Annotated in this window: 10 protein-coding genes and 1 pseudogene; 7 read left to right on the forward strand and 4 right to left on the reverse strand. The window is 36.2% G+C overall.

Annotated features, from left to right (window positions below):
- Window positions 1-97 precede the first annotated feature (97 nt).
- From EL259_RS05175 to fumC, 7 genes and pseudogenes are all read left to right on the forward strand, one after another.
- On the forward strand, window positions 98-1,270 hold the full coding sequence (locus tag EL259_RS05175) for a NapC/NirT family cytochrome c (RefSeq protein WP_126599626.1): 1,173 nt from the start codon (window positions 98-100) through the stop codon (window positions 1,268-1,270).
- Between the two features lie 12 nt (window positions 1,271-1,282).
- On the forward strand, window positions 1,283-3,784 hold the full coding sequence (torA, locus tag EL259_RS05180) for a trimethylamine-N-oxide reductase TorA (protein WP_126599629.1): 2,502 nt from the start codon (window positions 1,283-1,285) through the stop codon (window positions 3,782-3,784).
- Window positions 3,781-4,359: a molecular chaperone TorD gene (torD, locus tag EL259_RS05185; protein WP_126599631.1), complete on the forward strand. Its 579-nt coding sequence runs from the start codon at window positions 3,781-3,783 to the stop codon at window positions 4,357-4,359. The genes torA and torD overlap by 4 nt, the downstream gene beginning before the upstream one ends.
- 463 nt (window positions 4,360-4,822) lie before the next feature.
- Window positions 4,823-6,403, forward strand: a pseudogene (gene gadC, locus EL259_RS08710) (putative glutamine/gamma-aminobutyrate antiporter GadC).
- Between the two features lie 39 nt (window positions 6,404-6,442).
- Window positions 6,443-7,378 (forward strand): glutaminase A, encoded by a 936-nt coding sequence (gene glsA, locus EL259_RS05195; protein WP_126599633.1) that lies wholly within the window; start codon window positions 6,443-6,445, stop codon window positions 7,376-7,378.
- Between the two features lie 10 nt (window positions 7,379-7,388).
- Window positions 7,389-8,783 (forward strand): glutamate decarboxylase, encoded by a 1,395-nt coding sequence (locus EL259_RS05200; protein WP_126599635.1) that lies wholly within the window; start codon window positions 7,389-7,391, stop codon window positions 8,781-8,783.
- A 164-nt stretch (window positions 8,784-8,947) separates the two neighbouring features.
- The gene (fumC, locus tag EL259_RS05205; protein ID WP_126599637.1) at window positions 8,948-10,342 is read left to right on the forward strand and encodes a class II fumarate hydratase; all 1,395 of its coding nucleotides are present in this window, start codon (window positions 8,948-8,950) and stop codon (window positions 10,340-10,342) included.
- Window positions 10,343-10,439: 97 nt separating this feature from the next.
- On the opposite strand, the gene rraA is transcribed toward fumC, so the two are convergent.
- The 4 genes from rraA to EL259_RS05225 form a co-directional block, all read right to left on the reverse strand.
- Window positions 10,440-10,970: a ribonuclease E activity regulator RraA gene (rraA, locus tag EL259_RS05210; protein ID WP_126599639.1), complete on the reverse strand. Its 531-nt coding sequence runs from the start codon at window positions 10,968-10,970 to the stop codon at window positions 10,440-10,442.
- A gap of 46 nt (window positions 10,971-11,016) precedes the next feature.
- Entirely contained in the window at window positions 11,017-11,922 is a 906-nt protein-coding gene (locus EL259_RS05215) for a 1,4-dihydroxy-2-naphthoate polyprenyltransferase (protein ID WP_126599641.1), read from the reverse strand.
- A 157-nt stretch (window positions 11,923-12,079) separates the two neighbouring features.
- Window positions 12,080-17,047 carry a two-partner secretion domain-containing protein gene (locus EL259_RS05220; protein WP_126599642.1) on the reverse strand — a complete coding sequence of 1,656 codons (4,968 nt, stop codon included), beginning with the start codon at window positions 17,045-17,047 and terminating at the stop codon, window positions 12,080-12,082.
- Between the two features lie 16 nt (window positions 17,048-17,063).
- Entirely contained in the window at window positions 17,064-18,746 is a 1,683-nt protein-coding gene (locus EL259_RS05225) for a ShlB/FhaC/HecB family hemolysin secretion/activation protein (RefSeq protein ID WP_126599644.1), read from the reverse strand.
- Between the last annotated feature and the right edge of the window lie 32 nt (window positions 18,747-18,778).

The raw sequence follows: 18,778 nt of genomic DNA on the forward strand, positions 1-18,778 counted from the left end.
TTCAGTTATGGCTAAACCGTCCTTATAAGTAAGTTACACTATTTGACTTAAATAAGGTTGGGGGAGAGTCACTGTATTTAAATTTATCGGGGGATCTATGAAAATCTGTCAATCTTTGAAGAATTTCTTCTTCAAACCGTCAAGAAAGCTCGGTCTAGGTATATTACTAGTCCTTGGTGCTATTGTCGGTATTATTGCTAAAGTCAGTTTTGACACAGCACTTCACCATACAAGTCAAGAAAAATTCTGTGTAAGTTGTCACACAATGGAATGGAATGAACAAACCTTGATGCAAACACCACATGGTCATAACCAATTTGGTGTTACTGCTGACTGTGCTGCATGTCACTTACCGCATGAACAAATTCCAATGTACATTCGTAAAATAGAAGCACTTAACGAAGTATATGAAACTATTACAGGAAAATACGATAAACCAGGTTCATTTGATGCTGATCGTTACAGAATGGCTCAAAAAGAATGGGCTCGTATGGAAGCAAACGGTTCTGCAGAATGTAAAGCATGTCACCGTTATGATCGTATGGACTTTGATAAAATGCCATACAAAGCACGTGTTGCAATGAAAGCGGCTGCTGCGAAAGATCAAAGCTGTATCGACTGCCATAAAGGTATTGCTCACCCAATTCCAAAACCACCTAAAGGTGCTAACAATGGTATCGATCCTAACTTAGTTGCGTCTTCATTAACCGCAAATAAAGTTTATTATACTCAAGTACAAACTCCGATTTATGCAACTGATGCATTGAAAAATCAAATCGGTTACTTAGAAGGCATTTCACCAGTTACCTATATTAAATCTAGCGGTAATGCAGATTTAGTTGAATTAAATATGTGGCGTAAAGAAAAAGGTTTCGGACGTATTTGGTACAATGATTTTGCGAAAAGTATCATGGATGCTGCATTAACTAAAGAATTTATGCAGTCAAATCCTAAATATCAAAGTGTTGAAACAAAAGTTGATCCATTAACTGGTATTACTTGGGAAAAAGTAAAAATGCAAGTTTGGATCCACCAAGGACAACTTACTGCGGATATTGCACCAATTTGGGCGCATGCAAAAGATATGTTCCAAACTTCATGCTCTGTTTGTCACAAACAACCAGATGTAAAACATTTTGATTCTAATACCTGGGTGGGCGTGTTTAATGGTATGAAAGGCTTTACAAGCTTAACACCAGTGCAAGCAAAACAAGTATTACGTTATTTACAAATGCACGCATCAGACGCTGCTCCAGAAACAAGTAAATAGGGAAGGAATATTATGAAACAATCTCGCAGACAATTTTTAACTAGCGTTTCTGCAATGGCGGCAACTTTTGCTATGCCATCTTTCCTTGTCGCAAGAAAAGCAAATGCTGCTCAAGTAAATGGACAAGCAGCAGGAAACGCTTTCATGAATGATTGGCGTCTTTCAGGCTCCCACTGGGGGGCCTTTGAAGCTCGAATTTTGAATGGTCGAGTAGAGGAAATTAAAGCTTTTGGTTATGATAAGAACCCAACTGAAATGATCCAAGGTATTAAAGGTCTTATCTATAGTACTGCTCGTGTTCGTTATCCAATGGTTCGTTTAGATTGGTTTAAGAATCGTCAACATAGTGATACGACACAACGTGGTGATAACCGTTTTGTTCGTGTGACTTGGGATCAAGCTTTAGATATGTTCTATGAAGAATTAGAACGTATTCAACAAAATTATGGTCCATGGGCACTACAAGTTGGTGGTGGCGGTTGGCGCTCTACAGGTCAACTTCATAGCTGTGTAAATAATATGATCCGTGCGATTAGTATGCATGGTAACTTTGTAAGTACAGCAGGTGACTATTCAACTGGTGCTGGACAAATTATTCTACCTTACGTGTTAGGTTCAACAGTTGTATATGCAAATAACACCTCTTGGGAAATCATTCTGAAAGAAAGTGAAAACATTATTTTCTGGTCAACTGATCCAGTTAAAAACTTACAAGTTGGCTGGAACTGTGAAACTCATGAATCTTTTGCATGGTTGAAAAAATTAAAACAAAAAATCGCAGATAAAAAAGTTAATGTAATTAGTGTTGACCCAGTTGTAACAAAAACACAAAAATTCTTAGAATGTGATCATCAGTATGTGAATCCACAAACTGACGTACCATTCATGCTAGCAATTGCATACGTACTCTACGAAGAAAAACTTTATGATAAGAAATTCTTGGATATGTACACTGTTGGTTTCGAAGAATTCTTACCTTATCTTTTAGGTAAAACAGAAGATAAAGTAGCGAAAACACCAGAATGGGCAGAAAAAATCTGTGGTATCAAAGCTGATCGTATCCGTGAATTTGCACGTATGCTTGCAGGCAAACGTACTCAGTTAATCTTCGGTTGGTCAATTCAACGTCAACAACATGGTGAACAACCATATTGGATGGCTGCGGTGTTGGCTTCTATGCTTGGTCAAATTGGTTTACCTGGTGGAGGTATTAGTTATTCTCACCACTATAGTTCAATTGGTGTACCAAGTTCTGGTGCAGCAATGCCAGGTGCATTCCCATTGAACTTAGATCCAGGTCAAACACCAAAATATCCAAGCACTGACTATAAAGGTTATAGCTCTGTTATTCCTATTGCTCGTGCAACAGATTGCTTATTACACCCAGGCGAAACCATTAATTATAATGGTTCTAAAGTAACTTACTCACCATACAAAATGGTAATTTTCTCTGGTTGTAACCAATGGCACCGCCAACCTGAACGTAATAAGATGAAAGAAGCGTTCCGCCGTCTAGAAACTATCGTTTCTGTAAACTATAGCTGGACAGCAACTTGCCGTTTCTCTGATATCGTATTACCTGCAACTACACCTTATGAACGCAACGATATTGATGCGTATGGTTCATACAGTAACCGTGGTGTGATTGCAATGAAACAATTGATCGATCCAATGTATGATGCACGCTCTGACTTTGATATTTTCAAAGGATTATGTGCACGTTTCGGTAAAGAGAAAGAATATTCTCGTGGTCTAAACGAAATGCAATGGTTAGAATTCTTATACGAAGGTTGCCGTAAAGAAAATAATGCGAAAGGTAAAGCATTTGAAATGCCACCATTTGCAGAATTTTGGGAAAAAGGTTACGTATTATTCCCAGAAGGTAAACCATTTACCTTTATGGAAGATTTCCGTAATGATCCTGAATTAAATGCATTAGGTACACCTTCAGGCTTTATCGAAATTTATAGTCGTAAGATTGCAAGCTATGGATATTCACACTGTAAAGGACACCCAATGTGGTTCGAAAAAGAAGAACGTTCACATGGTGGTCCAAAATCAAATGAATATAAATTCTGGATGCAATCAATTCACCCGAATAAACGTTTGCACTCACAACTTTGTGAATCAGCGCCTTTACGTGAAACTTATACAATCCAAGGTCGTGAACCACTCTATATCAACCCGAAAGATGCAGCAGCCTTAGGTATTGCTCAAGGTGATTTAGTTCGTGTTTATAACGACCGTGGTCAAGCGATTGTTGGTGCACATTTATCAGACGATTATCCTGCAGGTATTGTACGCTTACAAGAAGGTGCATGGTATTCACCACTTGATGCAAAAATTGGTGCAATTGATACTTATGGTGACCCGAATACTATGACAATTGATATTCCTACTTCAGAACTTGCACAAGCAGTATCATCAAATACTTGCTTAGTAAATGTTGAGAAATATCAAGGTAAAGCACCTGCACCAAATGGCTTTACTGGTCCAATCGTGGTTGATCTATGATTAAAGCGTTACCCGAAGAAAATGCTTTCTTAATTCAGTGGCTTAGCAATGTGCTAGGTCACGAATTGAGTGAAGAGCAGTTTAATCAGTATCAGGAAGGCGTTTTTGAGCCTTTATTCCAAGCACTAGAGGAAGAAGGCTTTGGGAAATACGTTATTGGCATGAAAGATGCTTTGGCAAATTTAAAGGCCGATAAATTTGGTTATTTAGAATTGGCTGCGGATTTTACCGAAACGTTTTTGTTAGATGGGGAAAGCAGTGCCTTACCGTATGCGTCTGCTTATTTAGATGAAGAGGCTACCGAGACTAACTTAAAATTTATGGATGGCATGTTGGATCGTTTCCAATTACAAATCAATAAAGAAAGTAAAGAGCCGAGTGATCATCTGTGTGTTTATTTAGAAATTCTAAATAAGCTTATTCCGGTTGTGTCAGAGTCTGAGCAACAATTGTTTGTTGAACACTATTTATTGACATGGTTGGTACCTTTTTATGAAAAAGTACAGAAGATTCCAACTAAGACCCAATTTTATCAGAATACTGTAGGTTTGCTAATTGCAATTCTGACTGCTTAATTAGATTATATAAATTATAGAAGGTAATACTCTTAAAGGTATTACCTTTTTTATTATAAATAATTCAATAAATAAATTATTATTTAATAATTATTCATTTCTATTTTATTTCTCTTCATATATTCCTTTATTTTTTAATTTCTATTTATTTTTGATTCATTGTATTTTCCTATTTTATAAAACGAAATAGTTTTTATTTAATTAGGAATATTACATATTTAGAAATAATACAAATTTATAGTTATTATAAAAAATAATTATAAATCATAAGGTTAACAATTAATCATCACATTAATAATAAATGAGTATTTATAATGCAGCTTTAGTTGAGTATAACAACAATTAGTTCATAAAATGATCTAATAGATCCCCTAGATAATTTTATGGTTAGGTTTTGCTAATGGGTATCAGTTTGATGGAATCCTGCAAAAATATTTTATCCAATTATTAAGAGGAGATGATTATGTCAACAACTCAAAAGAAAAAGGGTAAAGCACTCACATTAACAAGTTTGATTGTATTAAATATTGTTGCCGTAGTGAGTTTGCGTGGTTTACCCGCAGAGGCAGAATATGGAATGAGTTCCATATTTTATTATATTTTTGCAGCCGTTGTATTCTTAATACCAGTATCATTGGTCGCAGCGGAATTAGCATCTACTTATCCTCAGACTGGTGGGGTATTTAGATGGGTTGGTGAGGCGTTTGGACCGAAGTGGGCCTTTCTAGCAATGTTTATGTTATGGATAGAGGTAACAATTTGGTTTCCTACCTGTCTAACCTTCGGTGCTGTATCTTTAGCATTTATAGATCCAAATACTGGTGAGGCATCATCAATTGCAGCGAATCAAGGTTTTGTTTTATTCGTTGTCTTAGCCATTTATTGGATCGCGACTTTCATTTCATTAAAAGGTACTAGAGCTTTTTCTCAAGTAGCAAAATGGGGTGGTATTATTGGTACCATTATTCCAGCAGCTATTCTAATTATTCTAGGTTTCGCTTATCTAATTGCAGGTGATCCATCATAAATTCCTTTAAAAGCATCTGATATTTTCCCAGATTTTACTAATTTTAATAATTTAGTATTAGCTGCAAGTATTTTCTTATTCTATGCTGGGATGGAAATGAATGCGATTCATGTTACTGAAATTGATAATCCGAAACGTAATTATCCGATTGCGGTTTTAATCGCTTCCGCAGTTACGGTATGTATTTTTGTATTTGGTACATTGGGAATTGCTTTTGTTATTCCACAAAAAGATATTAACTTAGTTCAAAGTTTACTTATCACTTTCTATAAAATGTTCCAATGGGCAGGTATTCCATGGGCTGCACCAATTATTGCTATTGCGTTAGCCTTAGGGGTATTGGCTGGTATTGTTACTTGGGTATCAGGACCATCTGCAGGTATGTTAGCGGTGGGCCGAGCAGGGTATTTACCACGCTGGTGGCAATATAGTAATAAACATGGTGTTGCGACACATTTATTACTGATCCAAGCATTTATTGTAACTTTCCTATCAATTATTTTTGTAGTTCTTCCATCTGTACAAGCTGCATATCAAATTCTCAGTCAATTAACAGTGATTCTTTATTTGATCATGTATCTACTCATGTTTGCTGCGGCAATTTATCTACGTTACAGTCAACCAAATCGTCCACGTCCATATAAAATTCCGGGCGGTAATGCTGGAATGTGGGTTGTTGGAGGGGTTGGTTTCTTAGGTTCTGCTTTAGCATTTTGTTTTAGCTTTATTCCACCAAGTCAAATTCCAGTTGGTAGTCCATATACTTATGTGTTGATTCTCCTTGTTTTAACTACGATTTTCTGCATTATTCCGTTTGTTATTTATGCACGTCGTAAATCAATTTGGGTCGATCCAAATTCAACATTCGCACCATTTACGTGGCAAATTGAAAAAGTTCACAACGGTATTATTAATCCATCTACAAAAGAGACGAATGAACTCGTGGAGGCTCATTTTCAAAATAAAGCCAATGCATCATCATCGCAATCACAAGCAGATGATACAGCTAAGGCTTAATTGAAATAGGTTAATAAGTTATTTAATGAGGGTTAGATAATGAACACAAGTGAAAAAATTCAACAAGTATTGAAAGAATCGTTTGAAAAATATAAGGATATAACTGAAGGAAAAAATGCGAGTTATATTCCTTGTCTTGCAAAGGTTGATCCTAAACTTACAGCTTTAACTGTTGTAACGGTTGATGGGGAAATTTATTCCATTGGTGATGATACTTATCCGTTTGCTATCGAAAGTATCTCTAAGGTGTGTACGCTCGCACTTGCCATGGAACAGGTCGGCGTGGAAAAAGTACGTACAAAAATCGGCGATAGCCCGACAGGATTACCATTTAATTCTGTCATGGCATTGGAATTGCATAAAGATAAACCCCTTTCACCATTGGTGAATGCTGGTGCAATGTCCACTGTGAGTTTATTGAAAGCAGCGAATAAACAAGAACGCTGGGAAAGCATTTTAAACATGCAACAAAAAATGATGACATCGGATGTGAAACTCTCCGATATCGTTAATCAATCTGAACAAACGACAAATTTCCATAACAGAGCAATTGCGTGGCTACTTTATTCTGCTGAGCATATGTTCTGTGATCCTATGGAGGCTTGCGAAGTTTATACGCAACAATGTTCAACATTAGTTACATCAAAAGATCTTGCTATTTTGGCCGCAACGCTTGCCAATGGCGGTCAAAATCCAATTTCCAAAGAACAAGTTATACATAAAACGTACGTTCCTCATATTCTTGCAGAAATGGTGATGGAAGGATTGTATATCGGTTCAGGTGATTTTGCCTATACAGCGGGATTACCAGGGAAAAGTGGCGTTGGAGGTGGTTTGCTTGCCGTGGTCCCGAATGTGTTAGGTATCGCTGCTTTTGCACCACCACTAGATGCTGGTGGTAATAGTGTAAAAGGTCTGAAAATGATTACTCATTTTGCCAATACACTTGGGTATAGCCTATATTTGAAGAACTAAGGAGATATATATGGCTTTATATGAAATTAATGCAGCTAGTAAATATGATGATCCGACTTTTGGGACCAAAGAATCTGAATCGCTTTTACCTAAGAAAGTGATGCCTCAACAAGAGAATGATCCTAGTGTCATCCGCGAATTAGTTAAAGATGAACTCTTCTTAGACGGTAATGCACGCCAAAATTTAGCAACATTTTGCCAAACTTATGTTTGTGATGATGTTCGTGACTTGATGAATTTATCAATCAATAAAAATTTAATTGATAAAGATGAATACCCACAAACTGCAGAGCTTGAACGTCGTTGTGTGAATATTGTTGCTAATTTGTGGAATGCACCCAAAACAGGAAATCCAGTAGGGACTTCTGGTATTGGCTCATCAGAAGCTTGTATGCTAGGCGGTATGGCTATGCTAAGACGTTGGAAAAATGCACGTAAAGCTAAAGGCTTAAGTACCGATAAACCAAACTTAGTTTGTGGTCCTGTACAGGTTGTGTGGGATAAATTTTGTCGTTATTGGGAAGTTGAAATGCGTCAAGTTCCGATGGAAACCGATCGTTTTTATATGGATGGGCCAAGCATGCTTTCCCAAATTGATGAAAATACGATTGGTGTGGTAGCAACGTTTGGTTTAACTTTCACAGGTAAATATGCACCTGTTCAAGAACTTTGTACTGCATTAGATCAGTTACAAAAAGAAAAAGGTCTTGATATTCAAGTCCACGTTGATGCAGCGAGTGGTGGTTTCTGCGCACCATTCTGCCAACCAGATTTACTTTGGGACTTCCGTCTAGATCGCGTTAAATCAATTAGTGCATCTGGTCATAAATTTGGATTAGCTCCACTTGGTGCGGGTTGGGTTGTTTGGAGAGATAAATCTTACTTACCTGAAGAATTAATTTTCAATGTGAACTATCTTGGCGGTAATATGCCAGTTTTCCAAATTAATTTCTCCCGTCCAGCAGGACAAATTATTTCACAATACTATTTGTTTACCCGTTTAGGTTTTGAAGGATATAAAAAGATCCAAAGTGCTTGTTATGAAACTGCACAATTTTTATCAAACGGATTGGATAAAATGGGATACTTTGATTTTATTTATCGTGGCGATCCAAAAGAAGGTATCCCAGCATTAACGTGGACCTTCAAAAAAGGCGTAGATCTTGGATTTAGCCTGTATGATCTAGCAGATAAATTACGTTCTCGAGGTTGGTTAGTTCCAGCATATTCATTACCAGCGAATGCAGAAAGCATTGTCGTTCAACGTATTATTGTAAAACAAGGTTTCGGTCTTGATATGGCAAGCTTGTTATTACAAGATTTTGCACGAGCTATTGACGAACTTAAAGAACATCATCCAGTGAAAGCATTGGGCGCAGATCACGGTGGCTTTAATCATAACTGATCTTGATAGAAGTTAATGACAAATTAATAAAAGTACTGCACTTCGGTGCAGTACTTTTTTTATAAAAAATGTGATCATGATCTCGTTTTTCTTTTCTTGTTATTTAGTTAGTTTTATCTAAGTGCTACACTCCATTTAGAGTTATATTTTTAAGAGGTATTACAATGACATATCGTATTGAACATGACACAATGGGGGATGTAAACGTACCTGCTAACAAATATTGGGGAGCCCAAACAGAGCGTTCCCGCAATAATTTTAAAATAGGTCCAGCTGCATCTATGCCAAAAGAAATTATCGAGGCGTTTGGTTATTTAAAAAAAGCTGCTGCATATGCGAACTATGATCTTGGCGTGTTATCGTTAGAAAAACGTGATTTGATTGCTAAAGCGTGTGATGAAATTATTGAAGGCAAGTTAGATGATGAATTTCCGCTCGTTATTTGGCAAACAGGTTCAGGTACGCAATCTAATATGAACGTGAATGAAGTTGTGGCAAACCGTGCTCATGTTCTTCACGGCGGCAAACTCGGTGAAAAATCTTATATTCACCCTAATGATGATGTAAATAAATCTCAATCTTCAAATGATACTTTCCCAACTGCGATGCATATTGCAGCCTATAAAAAAGTTGTAGAACACACATTGCCATGCGTTGAGGCATTGCAAAAAACCTTCGCTGCCAAATCTGAAGAATTTAAAGATGTCGTAAAAATTGGGCGTACTCATCTTATGGATGCGACACCGCTTACGTTAGGGCAAGAATTTTCTGGTTATGCGGCACAAATTAAATTTGCTATTGAAGCGATTAAGCATACTTTACCGCATCTTTCTCAGTTAGCGCTAGGTGGTACTGCTGTCGGTACAGGTTTAAATACACCACAAGGGTATGATGTAAAAGTTGCAGAATATATTGCGAAATTCACAGGATTACCATTTGTTACTGCAGAAAATAAATTTGAAGCATTGGCGACGCATGATGCAATTGTTGAAACTCATGGTGCGCTTAAACAGTTAGCTATGAGCTTATTTAATGTAGCAAGTAATATTCGCTTATTAGCATCAGGTCCACGTAGCGGGATTGGTGAAATTATTATTCCTGCGAATGAACCAGGTTCTTCAATTATGCCGGGTAAAGTTAACCCAACGCAATGTGAAGCAATGACAATGGTTGGTGTACAGGTGCTAGGTAATGATACCACTATTTCTTTTGCTGGTTCGCAAGGGCAGTTCCAACTTAATGTATTTAAACCCGTTATGGCGGCAGATTTCTTACAATCAGCGCAATTGCTTGGTGATGTTTGCCAATCATTTAACGAACATTGTGCTCAAGGTATCGAACCAAATTATGCACGCATCAAAATGCAACTTGAAAATTCATTGATGTTGGTGACTGCATTGAATACGCATATTGGTTATGAAAAAGCGGCAAAAATTGCGAAGACTGCACATAAAAATGGGACTACTTTACGCGAAGAAGCCATTAACTTAGGTTATGTTACCCCTGAACAATTTGATGAATGGGTAAAACCAGAAGATATGGTGGGTAGTTTAAAGTAATAAGTTCAGTTGAAAGTTTATAAATAATTATTTAGTAGAACGCCCCAATTTTCATAAATTTTTTTGAAAATTGGGGCGTGTTTTATTGATCTTGTTTTTATTTATCTAATGCGTCAGCATCAAGCTCTTCATCATCTAAATCATGATCGATATCTAATGGAATACCTGACAAGACAGTACCTGTGGTATCAGAATAAATATAATCATCGGGATAGATGCTAACGCCTGCAAAGTTAACCGGGACATCGGTATCCCCGAGTTGTTCATCAAACGCACCAACAGGGAATGCCCCTAATGCAATAATGGCAATATCAATTTGTGCAAGTTCTTGTACTTGGCGTACGGCACCATTCACGACAATACCTTCCCATTGATTATCTGCTGCAAGTTGTGCGAGTTCCGCATCAACCAAGGCACTACGCATAATGCCACCACCATCAACGACGAGAACACGCCCACGGCCGTCCTCTTCAAGGATTTCTGCAATTAAGCCGTTAGTTTCATAACATTTTACCGTAGTGACTTTTCCATGAAAGGCTTGAATGCCACCGAAATGCGTAAAAATTGGATCCATAACATCGACATCATCTGGATAAAAATCGCAGATTTCGGAAGTATCAATATACATAAAATGCTCCTTTTTTGCTCAGATATTCAAACTAGTATAATGCGAATTAACTTAAGATTAAACCTAAACTGAATAATAAATTTATTGCGAGGGCAAGCAATGACATTTGACCTAACAATGGGCGTAATGCTTCGCCTTTTTGATGTTTCCAAACAAAACGTAAGTGTTTGTAAAGGAATGGATAAACAATAAGGAAAATATAGCAGTACCAGTGGGTAAAATAAAAACTTGCAAAAATAAGATCAAAAAGGGCTGCAAGGGTAAGTAAGCAGACGTGGTAAATACAACCATTTCTTGCCCCAATTCGGACGATTAATGTGTTTTTACCTACTTTTCTGTCTTGATCGACATCTCGTAAATTATTGATATTTAGAACAGCAGAGGCAAGGAAACCTGTTGCAAAAGCAGGTAAAAAGATATTTCCTGGAAGTTGGTGAGCTTGTAAGTAGTACGTTCCACAAACGCCAAGTAGCCCAAAGAAAATTAATACGGAAAGATCGCCAAGTCCTAAATAACCATAAGGCTTTTTGCCAACGGTATAAGTAATTGCTGCGAGAATCGCAAGAATACCAAGACCTAAAAATATCCAAATATCAGAAGGTTGGGTATAGGCGAGGGCAATGACAGACGCACCACTAATTAAACTTAATATAATCATAACGATCATACCGAGTTTTAATTGTTTAGCAGTCATTTCGCCTTTTTGGATACCACGAAGTGGTCCAATACGCTCTTCAGTATCCGATCCTTTTTGATGATCGCCATAATCGTTGGCGAAATTTGAGAGAATTTGTAAGAATAATGTTGTAAGTAAACAAAGTAAGGTGATTCCCCAACTGAAATGGTGTGACCATGCAGCAAGTGCCGAACCCATGATGATAGAGGCAGCAGCTAATGGTAGCGTTTTAGGCCGAGTAGTTTCGAGCCAGCTTTTGAGAAAAGATGTATTCATAATTCAAATTAAAGTGTAGTTTAACTGTTTTAGAAAAGAGGCGCTATTTTACTCTTTAATTCTTAGAAGTGCTACCAACTGATATTTTTCAGAATAGACGTGATAAAAAAGGTTAGCAACTCGGCTAACCTTTTCTATTATGTGATGCTACAAAAAATTATTTTTGTTGAGGGGCTGGAATAGTATCTTTAATACCAGAAAGTTTTTCTTTAACGGTATGGGCCGCTTCTTTGAGCTTAGTTACAATTTTCTCAGCTTTCTCATGAGCATTTTTTGCTTTATCGACTATATCTTTAATGTCTTTTGGTGAAAGTTGTATTTGACTTGCTGCGACATCAGTATTTTGCGTAATAGTAGATTGTTGGTTCAGTTGGTTAACTGTTTTGCCATCAATACCTTGGGCAGGATTTACACCAATTACTGTAACATTTTGAGTTGCTTCATAATGTTTTTGTGCTGCTCGACCACCGTTGATAAAACTTTTTGATAAGTCTGTATCCCCATCATCTTTGATATCGATCTTAATAGAAAGACCTAAATTTCCGCCATCTTTATGATGGGAGTCTTGTAATTCGTTCGCACTAATTTTATTAGCAACAGTGAGATTAGATTCAGATTTGTTACCAATAATATGTCCGCCTACAAGTTTTAGATTTTCTAAATGACCCGTTAAAGCATTCGCCTTGATTCCAGACTGCTCATTAACTTGGCGTTTGTTTTCAACTTCTATCCCTCCTTTTGCACTGATATTAATGCTTGGTTTGACAGAAAGATCGGTTGCAATACTTGCGCCTGTATTAAGGTGTAAGCCTGCATTGTATCCGCGACGATTGAGTTCATCCTGTTTGGATTCAACGTGTGTTTTACCTTTTACATCTAAATGAACGTGATCACCCGTTACATTCGCCCCAGCAAGTGTTAAGTCTTTTCCAGCGCTAATACTGATATTATTACCTTGTAATTTGCTATTTTGGAAAGTTTTGCTTGTCGTATTTTGACGATTATAGTCGCCACCGATCTTATGGTTAATACCAATAGCACAGCCACTAGATGTGAGACCACAACTTCCGCTTACTGTTGCAGATGTTTGGATTTTCAATTCCTGTGATGTTTCATGGCGATCAGTTTCACCTGCTTTTAATGTCACATTGTTTTGAGCCTTTAATGTGATATTACTATCTTTATTCGACTCAATATTTTTGAGTTCGATGTCACTATGAGAAACTAAACGAGTATTTCCTCCAAGACGTGTACGGTTATCTGATGTTTGATCGACAACTTTTGTCGATTTATTTGCATCGAGTCCACCAGTTAGACTTCCTCCGATGGCATCGCCTGTTATTCCACTTAATGCATCATTTGCAAGTTTAAGTGCTGCATTTGCATCACCTTTTACTAATTCAGTACTATGACGGATAATTTTATTAGCCGTATCACCAATAGCTGAATGCCCTTCAGTAGATAATCCAATTTTTAGGTTAGATTTTGTTTGGCTTTCGTGTAATTCATCTTTCTGTTTTTCCGAAGTAATGCGCTGCGCATCTAGAGTAAATCCTTGATTTTTCTCTTGCTTATGAGATTGAGCTTCTTTCTTATAGAAATCTGCATTTTTTTCACTCATTAAATTCTGAATTTCGCTTTCGCTTAGTTTCGGAATTGGAGATATTTTTGTGTTGTCGCTACCTTTATTTTCCGTTGGAACATTGTTTGTTCCAGCTGTTGGTGGAGTTGAGGTAATGTTTGCATTAATATCTACACCGCCAATGTTTGCGTTACCAAGGACATGTAATGTCCCAGTTTCTGCTGTTAGTTGGCTATTTTTATGTGTGAGTTCTGTACGTTTTGATTTTTCATTAATAAAGCGAATACCAGAATCAGCGGTTAAACCAAATTTATCGTCATCAGTAACATTTGCCTCAAAACCTTTACGTTCATCTAGACGAAGTGCAGCCTTTTTACCCCCTACATTGGCCGCTATACCTAGCTCAATTTGAGTCACGTTTTCGCTTTTTTCAGTGTGGGTAATTTGTTCTCCAGCTTTCGTATTGTAGTTACCTTTAACGATACCTGTTAAACGTTTTGTTTTCACATCACTACCGTTCTGATTTACATCGCCTTCTATAGCAAGATGTAAGTGATCAAATTCGGCATTTGTTCCTTCTGATTTAACTTTCGCTTGTTCGGTGGTTTGAGTACCAATAAGTCTATTTGAAAGTCTTGAATGAATATTGGTTTCTTTACGTTCACTAGATGTTGTTTTCACATCTTTTAAATTGAGGTTTTTGGTTTTAATGAAACCGGTTTTGCCTTCAACGTTAGAGCCTTCAATATCGATGTCATGTTGACGATCGGTCTCAAGGTGAAGATGCCCTTTAGATTGAATATTCGCACGATGTAATGAAGTGCTACCATCACCATTTACAATGACCGTGCTTTTACTTTCAATACCTTTATGTCCTTTAAGACGAACTTCTTTATCGCCAATGATATTGCCTTCATTGATAATCTTTTGTTTTGCTTCGATATCAATGTGTTGTCCCTTAATATCACCAACATTGTGTGTTTGTTGAGTCTTAAGTTTAATAATTCCAGCTTTTAATACAGCATTATCTACATCCTCTAATGATGCAAAGGTTACTTCTGGAACTTTAATAAATTTCTCGCCAATTTTAATTTGACGTTGATATTTCCCTTTTTCACCATTGTAGCCATTTTTTAAGAGCTGAGCTTGTCCTGTTATTTCGCTTGCAAGCAATTTAGCTTTGTTAGCTGAAGAATAGAAATTAAGGAGACGACTTTCTGTATGATTATTAAAACTTGCCCAATTTTCTTTTAATGTTTGATAATTTTGCTGATCCCAGTTTTGACCAAAGATAACAGTCATCATTTTCTGGAATGTTTCTGATTTTACCGATTTCAGCGTTTTCATTGCCTCTACGGCACTACCATAATAGTTCCATGTTTTTAATGGATACTCGTTTGATAGAATTTGATTTAATAAGCCATATAAATTTTGAGCTTTAAGCGTTACAGTTCCGCTTAAACCGCTATTAAATAAAAGCGCTCTTGGTGTAAACGATACGGATGCTTCTGCTGGTTTTTTTAAATAGTCGCTAATGAGGTCAATAACTTTATTTTTGGCTTGGTTAACAATCTGTTTGGTTCCTTCATTATCGAATCTGCCATTGATGCTAAGAATACTATGATTGAAGATCCCTGCTTTTTCTCCAGCCATAGGTGATTTTTGGATAAATTTAAATCCATTCTCACCATGGATTCGACCAAAACTTTCTACGCCAAGTTGATTTTGGAATTCAGGCACTTTGAGTTCTGCGTGGTAATCATCGTAACGAGAACTATGGTAATGGTAGTGGTTCGCTGTAAGCGTATTACCATTAGCTGTCGTAACTTGACCCTTTAATTTCGCATCATTAGTTAGATGTGTTGCAGCAATAGTGATCTTGTTCTTCGCAAAAATATCGCCAAGATTATATACCTCGTGCTTAGCATCAATATTTAGGAAACCTTCAGTAAAAATTGAGCCTGTGGCAAAGTTGTTTACACTACTATTTTTTGATTGAAGTAATAGGTTACCTTTTGAACCAATTATGCCGTGGTTTTGGATAGGTCCAGTTACGGATAAATCGATGTCTTTTGTGCCAATCAATCGTCCTTTATTCTCAAAAAGCGTAGAATTGAGGTGGAAATTGGATCCTAGTTCAACTTTTTGAGATTTATCTAGATTAAATTCTTCAGTATTCAAGGTAAGATCATTTTTTGCTTTGACCAATTTGTGTTTAGCCGCATCAAAACTGGTTTTATCCTTGAAAGTTAATGTTGCCTTATCATTACTAATGATCTCGCCATTATTATGGAAATCATTGGTATGCGTATTTTTATTCACACCTTTAGTTTTTATATTTAAATGACGGGCTGCTTTTATAGCGCCTTCATTATGTAAGCTATCGGTATCAATTGTGATTTGAGATGCTTCAAGTTTTTGGCGAACAGTCAAGTCTTTTGTATTTTTTACGTGAATTTTGCGTTTGGCATGGGTACGATCTAGATCAACACTGCCTTTATTTGTATCAAAATTAAGATCACTTTCAGAAAGAATAATACCTTTATGTTTTACACCAGCACCGCTATCTGTCGTGATGAAATTAATACGTTTACCATACATTGCACCCGCTTCATCACCTGTAATTACAACATCATTATTTGTAACATTTTTTGATTTTACTTGGCGATTTTTTACATCATATTGTGAAGAACCTGCAACAAGGTTGATCTCTGTGCCAGAGGTTTTTTGTTTATTAATTTGAGCAATAGCACCTTGTAGATGAATTTTTTTAGCAACAAGATCTAAATATGATAGACCATCCGTTGCTAAACCATCTTTTCCAATAAGGATATCGCCTTTATCAACATCAAGGTGTAAACCCTTTTTAGGATCAATTACGTTACTGGTTGAAACGACAAAACGGTCTGTATTATAGGTTTGTACACCATTGATCGTCACTCCATGTGGGTTAATGATAAGAAGATCAGCTTTTCCACCTAAGACTTCTAAACCACCTTGCAGGTAGCTTCGATCGTTACCAGTTACTTGGTTTAAAATTGCTTTTGCGTGATTTCCTTGTAGGTGACTATTCGCAGAGACATTTCCCGCAAGTTGAGATTGCATATTTTGTAAACTGTTGTTGAAAACAGCACCATTTTGAGTGCTAAATTCTTTAAAGCGGTTATCTGAGATACCATCAAATTCTGGTTTTGCGATATCTACGATCACCGTACCATTTTGCGCTTGGCGGAGTGTTGTCTGCGTATTATCTACACGAATATTATTGATTTCTTTAAGGGCATCGCTAGCAAAAGTAGTTACAGAAGAGGTTGCCAAAATAAAAGCAGATAAAGCTTTTAAGCTAACGATTTGTTTGAATGAAGATAAATTAATGTGTACAAGGGCAGATAGACGATTAATGCCAAAAAACATGGTATTATCAGTTTGGTTTTTCTCTGATTTATCCTTGTTTGCACCTGAAGCAGTCGTAATATTTTCTGCAACAGGAATCATGCACAGCTTAGATTTACTAAATATAAGCTTATATTTGTTTTTGTTCATATGAACTCCTTAAAAGTTAAAAAAATACGGACATATTTAAATAAATTACATGCTTATTACCATTAGTGTTGTAGGAAATATTTTTTAATGGTTTGGCATAAGTAATTGCAGTAGAGAAATAAGGATTGTTGGCTTTCACACCTATCGCAAATCCAGATATATTTGTTCGTTTCCTTGGATACATTTGTATTACTTCACCCATATCAAATCCGATAAAAGGTGATAGGGAGTGGAGATAACTTTTCTGAGGATAAAAGGGGAGTGTTAATGTTTGTGATAGATAAAATCCACTATCCCCTGAAATATTACTGCCTTTAAATCCCCTTACTGTATATTCATCCCCAATACTAAACTGGCTATCGGGTAATAAGTTAGTTGGGCTATATTGACTACCAAATCTTATTTGATAATTAAAAACTCTCCCTAAAAGAAAGTCTTTATCCCATGTTATATCTAGATTTAAAAGATGCATCGTTTTGGCATGATTATCTTTTATTGCCATTTTTTTTGCATTAAACCAATTTAAACCATGGCTATAACTTAGATTAGTATATATTTTTCCATTAAAAATATTGCCTATTACAGAAATACCCAATGTTGCTCTATTTTCTTTATCATTACTAATAAGTCGATTTACAAGATAGTTTTCTTTCTTTTTAAAGTCTATATCCCCATAAAGGTTAATAATATGGTATTTATTCCGTTCTAGAAGATAGGTAATTCTTGCCCCTGCATTTTTACTTTTACCTTCACTTTTATAGCGCCCAAAATTTCCAATTAATTCGCGACTATAATCAGAACGAGATAGTCTTAAATCCAAATTATAGAAACCTAATGGCAAACCATAATTTGCGGAGAAATTATTTTGATGATCTCGTTTAGAATGCTTGTACAATCGGTACCCTGATGACAAGGACCAATAGTCATTGATACCTAATAAATCACTCCCAAAGACAGATGCAGTGAGCTGATTCTTACCATTTTCATTATTTTCTGCACCAGAGTTATTGAAACCTAAATAGAAATGAGGAAGTGTCGTACGCTTCGTCTCTAAATCAATATAAGATTGTTCCAACTCCTCACTAGCAAGGATTCTAATATTGGTTGACTTATTGATTCTATTGGTTAATTCAATCAGTTGGTCGAGTTCAAAAATATTTAATGGTTTTCCAGTTAAATTTGGTAACGTAGTCAGCATAGCTTTATCTTTAAAAGATGAAGCAATAGCATTATTTACTTTATATCCTTTTACTTTTCCCCAGTGAATTATGAATTGTAGTTTTCCATTAGAAATATCATTATTCTTTAATCCAATAGCACTAGTAGAATATCCAGCTTGCTTAAGAACTTCTGTTAATTCTTTTACTAATGCCAATATTTGGGACGTTGTAAGATTACGATTCTCATACTTTTTAAGTATAGGCTCAAAATTTAAATTAATATTTTCATGATTTAGATCTACACTAATAGTATTAATTTTATAAATCTTTCCTGTTGGTACTTTTTGTGATTCTTTTACTTCTTTAGTGGTATGTAAAGATAAAAATTTTTCAGCTTTGATTAAAGCTCTTTCACTTTCTATTTGTGTTTTTTGATTTTTTAATCTACTTTCTTCTTGACGTAATGGGTCTTTAAATTGACCGTAAGAAAATGGAATGGTACCAATAACTATTGAGAATATGGTTAATTTTTTTATCATTATAAATGATGACCCTTAAAGTAATTTTTAAA

This window comes from Actinobacillus delphinicola (assembly GCF_900638385.1).
GTDB classification, from domain to species: Bacteria; Pseudomonadota; Gammaproteobacteria; order Enterobacterales; family Pasteurellaceae; genus Actinobacillus_C; species Actinobacillus_C delphinicola.

Excerpts from the sequence above, each read along its gene's own strand:
- EL259_RS05175 (WP_126599626.1), top strand. The coding sequence starts at position 98 with ATGAAAATCTGTCAATCTTTGAAGAATTTCTTCTTCAAACCGTCAAGA.
- torA (WP_126599629.1), top strand. The coding sequence starts at position 1,283 with ATGAAACAATCTCGCAGACAATTTTTAACTAGCGTTTCTGCAATGGCG.
- torD (WP_126599631.1), top strand. The coding sequence starts at position 3,781 with ATGATTAAAGCGTTACCCGAAGAAAATGCTTTCTTAATTCAGTGGCTT.
- glsA (WP_126599633.1), top strand. The coding sequence starts at position 6,443 with ATGAACACAAGTGAAAAAATTCAACAAGTATTGAAAGAATCGTTTGAA.
- EL259_RS05200 (WP_126599635.1), top strand. The coding sequence starts at position 7,389 with ATGGCTTTATATGAAATTAATGCAGCTAGTAAATATGATGATCCGACT.
- fumC (WP_126599637.1), top strand. The coding sequence starts at position 8,948 with ATGACATATCGTATTGAACATGACACAATGGGGGATGTAAACGTACCT.
- rraA (WP_126599639.1), bottom strand. The coding sequence starts at position 10,970 with ATGTATATTGATACTTCCGAAATCTGCGATTTTTATCCAGATGATGTC.
- EL259_RS05215 (WP_126599641.1), bottom strand. The coding sequence starts at position 11,922 with ATGAATACATCTTTTCTCAAAAGCTGGCTCGAAACTACTCGGCCTAAA.
- EL259_RS05220 (WP_126599642.1), bottom strand. The coding sequence starts at position 17,047 with ATGAACAAAAACAAATATAAGCTTATATTTAGTAAATCTAAGCTGTGC.
- EL259_RS05225 (WP_126599644.1), bottom strand. The coding sequence starts at position 18,746 with ATGATAAAAAAATTAACCATATTCTCAATAGTTATTGGTACCATTCCA.